Source organism: uncultured Phenylobacterium sp. (assembly GCF_902826855.1).
GTDB lineage: Bacteria > Pseudomonadota > Alphaproteobacteria > Caulobacterales > Caulobacteraceae > Phenylobacterium.
In genome coordinates this window covers 1-3,745 of the sequence record NZ_CADEGK010000307.1, presented here as the reverse complement: position 1 = coordinate 3,745, position 3,745 = coordinate 1, and the positions used below count along the sequence as shown (strand labels likewise).

4 protein-coding genes and 1 pseudogene are annotated in these 3,745 nt (G+C 71.4%); all 5 read left to right on the top strand.

Going from position 1 to position 3,745, the window contains the following annotated elements:
* Positions 1 to 638, top strand: a 638-nt coding sequence (locus QZV94_RS23845) for a glycine cleavage T C-terminal barrel domain-containing protein (RefSeq protein WP_293682781.1), incomplete at its 5' end; no start/stop codon positions are given.
* 158 nt (positions 639 to 796) lie between these two features.
* Positions 797 to 1,162 carry a glycine cleavage system protein GcvH gene (gene gcvH, locus QZV94_RS23840; protein ID WP_293682779.1) on the top strand — a complete coding sequence of 122 codons (366 nt, stop codon included), beginning with the start codon at positions 797 to 799 and terminating at the stop codon, positions 1,160 to 1,162.
* Positions 1,162 to 1,716, top strand: a complete 555-nt coding sequence (locus QZV94_RS23835) for a hypothetical protein (RefSeq protein WP_293682777.1) — start codon at positions 1,162 to 1,164, stop codon at positions 1,714 to 1,716. The genes gcvH and QZV94_RS23835 overlap by 1 nt, the downstream gene beginning before the upstream one ends.
* 5 nt (positions 1,717 to 1,721) lie before the next feature.
* Positions 1,722 to 3,053, top strand: a complete 1,332-nt coding sequence (gcvPA, locus tag QZV94_RS23830; RefSeq protein ID WP_293682775.1) for an aminomethyl-transferring glycine dehydrogenase subunit GcvPA — start codon at positions 1,722 to 1,724, stop codon at positions 3,051 to 3,053.
* A pseudogene (locus tag QZV94_RS23825) lies at positions 3,050 to 3,745 on the top strand (aminomethyl-transferring glycine dehydrogenase subunit GcvPB); the annotation flags it as partial. The gene gcvPA and the pseudogene QZV94_RS23825, both read left to right, overlap by 4 nt.

Here is a 3,745-nt window from a genome sequence, read left to right as displayed (position 1 = left end):
TCCAGCACTATGCGCCGGAGGCCGCGCAGATGGTGTTCATGGACATCCGCCTGATGACCGCCTTCGGGGTCGACCTGATCGTCTCGCGCAGCGGCTACACCGGCGAAGACGGCTACGAGATCTCCGTACCCGGAGAGGCCGCGCACGACGTCTGGAACAAGCTGCTCTCCAACCCGCGGGTGCGCCCCGTCGGCCTGGGCGCCCGCGACTCGCTGCGCCTGGAGGCCGGCCTGCCGCTCTACGGCCACGACCTGGACGAGACCGTCAGCCCGGTGGAGGCCGGCCTCACCTTCGCGATCAACAGGAACCGCCGCGAACAGCGCGACTTCCCCGGCGCCGCGCGTATCGCCCGCGAGCTCGCCGAGGGCCCGTCCCGCGTGAAGGTCGCCCTGCGCGTCCTGGAAGGCGCCCCGGCCCGCGAGGGCGCCGAGGTGGCCGACGACGCCGGAACCGTGATGGGTGTGGTCACCTCCGGCGGCCACTCCCCGGTCCTCAAGGCCGGCATCGCGCTGGCCTTCGTCCCGCCCGCCTTCAAGGGCCCCGGCACGCCCCTCAAGGTCATCGTCCGCGGCAAGCCCCAAGCCGCCGAAGTGGTGAGCAGCCCCTTCGTCCCCCACCGCTACGTGAGGACGCTGTGACCCCATACGCGCCGCAGGCGCCTGCAATCCAACACGAAGACCACAAAGACCCCGAAGACCACCAAGGCGTATGTGCCCTTCGTGGTCTTCGTGTCCTTCGTGGTCTTCGTGTTTCCCTTGATGGCGCTGACGCGCCCGCACCTTAGGAGAGACCCAACATGCGCTTCACCAAGGATCACGAATGGGTCGTCCTCGAGGGGGACGTGGCCACCATCGGCATCACCGCCCACGCCGCCGAGCAACTGGGCGACGTGGTGTTCGTCGAGACCCCTGAGGTCGGCAAGACCGTGAGCGCCGGCGACGCCTTCGCCGTGGTCGAGAGCGTCAAGGCCGCCTCCGACGTCTACGCCCCGATCTCCGGGGAGGTGGTCGACGCCAACGCGGTGCTGGGCGATGCGCCCGAGACCGTCAACGCCGACCCCGAGAACGGCGGCTGGTTCGCCAAGCTCAAGGTCGCCGACAAGTCGCAGTACGACGCGCTCATGGATCGCGCGGCGTACGAGGCGTTCCTGGCCGAAAGCTGATGAGCTTCGACATCTATCTCGTCCCGTCCAGCGCCACGCCAGACGGGCGCGCCGCTCACGCCGCGACCGGGCGCGCGCTGGCCGCGTGCGACGCGCGCTGGGGCCGCTCGGGCGAGGCCGACGTCATCCTGTCGACGGGGGAGGAGGTCGAGTTCTACGGCGCCGACGAGGGCAATCCCGGCGCCATGTTCGCGCTCCGCGGCGGGCTCACCCCCGAACTGGCCCGGGTGATCTTCGAGGTCGCCGACGCCACGCGTTGCTTCGTCACCGCGCCGCTGGAACCGCCCCGCGTCTTGCGCACCCCCGGCAATGCCGGAACCCTGAGCCCGGATGACGCGGAAGACGTGGGCGCGGACGTCATCGTCGACGTCGCCGACGTCCGCGCCCTGGTCGCCCAGTTGAGCGGCGGATTGGGAATCTGGAGCGACTACGCCGCCACCGTGCGGTCCGGCCCGGCCGCCGCCGCGGGCGACGACGACGAGCTCGAAGACCTGCCCGAACCCGACCCTTCCCTCCTCGACCGCTTTTTCAAGCGTCCGAACCCCGGATCCTGAACCGTATGAGATACCTCCCGCTCACCCCCGCCGACCGCGCGCAGATGCTCGGCGTCATCGGGACACCCGACGTCGACGCCCTGTTCGCCGACGTGCCGGCCGCCGCCCGCAAGGCCGGGCTGTTCGACCTGCCGCTGCACGCCGGCGAGATGGAGGTGGAGCGGGAGCTTTCCGCCCTCGCCACCCTCAACCGCCCCGCGGGGGCGGGCCCGTTCTTCTGCGGCGCCGGCGCCTACAAGCACCACGTCCCGGCCACCGTCGACCACATCATCCAGCGCTCCGAGTTCCTCACCAGCTACACCCCCTATCAGCCCGAGATCGCCCAGGGCACGCTCCAGGTTCTCTTTGAATTTCAGACGCAAGTCGCGGCCCTGACGGGGCTGGAGGTGGCCAACGCGTCGATGTACGACGGCTCCACCGCCTGCGCCGAGGCGGTGATGATGGCGCAGCGGGTGACACGGCGGCAGAAGGCGATCCTCAGCGGAGGCCTGCACCCGCACTACGCCGCCGTCACCCAGACTATCGCCCATGCCGAGGGCATGGAGATCGTGCGGCAGGCGGCGGCGATCGACGCGGAGGCCGGCGTCATCGCGGCCATCGACGGCGAAACGGCATGCGTCGTCGTCCAGACGCCGAACGTCTTCGGCGTTGTGACGGACGTGACCAGGATCGCCGAGGCGGCGCACGCGGCGGGCGCCTTGCTGATCGTGGTGACCACCGAGGCGGTGTCCTTCGGCCTCCTGAAGTCCCCCGGCGAAATGGGCGCGGACATCGCCGTGGCCGAGGGCCAGTCGATCGGCAATGCGCTGAACTACGGCGGCCCCTACGTCGGCCTGTTCGCCTGCCGCGAGAAGCTGACCCGGCAGATGCCCGGCCGCCTCTGCGGCGAGACCGTCGATGCGGACGGTCGCCGCGGCTACGTGCTGACGCTCTCGACCCGCGAGCAGCACATCCGCCGCGAAAAGGCGACATCCAACATCTGCACCAACTCTGGCCTCTGCGCGCTGGCCTTCACCATCCACATGACGCTGCTGGGCGGCGCCGGGCTCGCCGCGTTGGCCCGGGTCAACCACAGCCGCGCGCGCGAGCTCAAGGCGGCCGTCGAGGGCGCCGGGCTGGAGGTGCTGACGCCGCGGTTCTTCAACGAGATCGCGGTGCGGACCAAGGGTCCGGCCGCCGCACTGGTCGAGCGCCTGTTGGCCGACGGCATCGTCGCCGGCGTCCCCTACTCCCGCCTCGACCCCCACGCCGGCCTGGACGACGTCCTGCTGCTGGCCGCCACCGAGACCACGACCAGCGCCGACATCGCAGCCCTCGCCCGGAGCCTCGCCCGATGACCATGAACGCCGTCGGTCGGCCCACCCGCCCCGAAGCCGAGACCGCCACGGGCGGCTTCGCCAGCCTCACCGGCGCCCGCGGCCTGCTGCAGGACGAGCCGCTGATCTTCGAGCTGGACGGCTGGGGCAAGACCGGCGTCGACTTGGCCGCGCCCGAGCACGACGCCTCGGACCTGGCCGGCCTGACCCGCGCCTCCGTGGACCTGCCCGGCCTCTCCGAGCCCGAGGCCGTGCGCCACTACGTTCGCCTGTCGCAGCTCAACCACGCCATCGACCTGGCCATCTACCCGCTGGGTTCGTGCACCATGAAGCACAACCCGCGCCTGAACGAGAAGGCCGCCCGCCTGGCCGGCTTCGCCGACCTGCACCCGCTGGCGCCAGTCTCGACCACCCAGGGCGCGCTGGCGCTGATGGACCGCCTGGCCCACTGGCTGAAGACGCTGACCGGGATGCCCGCCGTCGCGCTGTCGCCCAAGGCCGGCGCCCACGGCGAGCTCTGCGGCCTGCTCTGCATCAAGGCCGCCCACGAGGCCGCCGGCCAGGCCGCACGCCGCACCGTCCTGGTCCCCACCTCGGCGCACGGCACCAACCCGGCCACCGCCGCCTTCGTCGGCTACTCCGTCACCGAGATCGCCCAGACCGCCGACGGCCGCGTCGACCTAGCCGACCTCGCCGCCAAGCTCGGCCGCCAC

What these genes read in the sequence shown, in the direction of transcription:
- gcvH (WP_293682779.1), top strand. Translation starts at nt 797, where the DNA reads ATGCGCTTCACCAAGGATCACGAATGGGTCGTCCTCGAGGGGGACGTG.
- gcvPA (WP_293682775.1), top strand. Translation starts at nt 1,722, where the DNA reads ATGAGATACCTCCCGCTCACCCCCGCCGACCGCGCGCAGATGCTCGGC.
- QZV94_RS23835 (WP_293682777.1), top strand. Translation starts at nt 1,162, where the DNA reads ATGAGCTTCGACATCTATCTCGTCCCGTCCAGCGCCACGCCAGACGGG.